This window comes from Dolichospermum sp. LEGE 00246, assembly GCF_015207865.1.
GTDB lineage: Bacteria > Cyanobacteriota > Cyanobacteriia > Cyanobacteriales > Nostocaceae > Dolichospermum > Dolichospermum heterosporum.
Genome location: NZ_JADEWA010000775.1, coordinates 1 through 1,025 on the forward strand (window position 1 = coordinate 1; position 1,025 = coordinate 1,025).

General features: G+C 33.9%; 1 protein-coding gene. It reads right to left on the reverse strand.

The window, feature by feature from the left end; translation table 11 throughout:
- Positions 1–1,025: transposase (locus IQ228_RS26275; RefSeq protein WP_228044099.1), on the reverse strand; the 1,025-nt coding region annotated here is incomplete at both ends.

A 1,025-nucleotide genomic window follows, 5' to 3' on the forward strand; every position in this document is an offset into this window, starting at 1 on the left:
ACAAGTCCAGAATCTTATATCAAGTGGCAAACTACCCACTTGATTAAGGCATACATGACAAGTTTTCGACGAAGGAAAGAATCTATCAACTTCTTGATAAATCTTCCCTTCGTTTTCTGCTTTGTATTTAAGCATGGTGCAAAACATCCCCCAGCCAACTTGTTGAATAGATTTGGCTAGGCAGTGATTTTGCATCATGCCTTTAACATTAAGATTTTCCACCACAATAACTTGGTTTTCGTTAACTATCCTACGAGATAGTTTATGGAGAAAATCTTCTCTACAATTAGTTATCTTTCTATGGACTCTAGCAACTTTCTTTCTAGTTTTATTGCGGTTATTAGAGCCTTTTTGTTTTCTGGATAATTGCTGTTGTTTTATTTTTAAGTTCAACTCATGTTTATTCAGTATCCGAGGGTTATCAAATTTAGAACCATCACTGGTAATTGCAAAATGAGTTAATCCCAAGTCAATACCTATTGCTTTACCTGCGGTGACTAACTCTGGTTTCTCCTTGCCATCTTCAAATAAAATAGCAGCGAAATATTGTTCACTGCAATTTTTGGTGATAGTTACAGTTTTAATTTTCCCTTCAATCTCTCGATGAATAATTGCTGATACTTTTCCTATTTTTGGTAGGATTAATTGATTATCGGCAATCTTAACATTTTGAGGATACTGAATAGATTGTTTGCCATGTTTTGATTTAAACTTAGGATATTTAGCTCTTTTTTCAAAAAAATCGTTAAATGCAACTCCCAAATTTAAGCAGACTTTTTGCAAGCATTGAGAATAAGTTGATGATAACCACTCATGTTCTTTCTTTAGCTGAGGAATTATCTTTTTGACTTCGTATCCAGACAGTCCTTTACCCGTTTCTTTATATGTTTCATTCATCAAATTCAAAAAATAGTTCCATAACCAACGACAACTGCCAAAAGCTTGTGCTAATGACTGCTGCTGCTGGGCATCTGGATATAATCTGATTTTGACAACTTTTAACATATTAGAGCGAAAGAAATTTA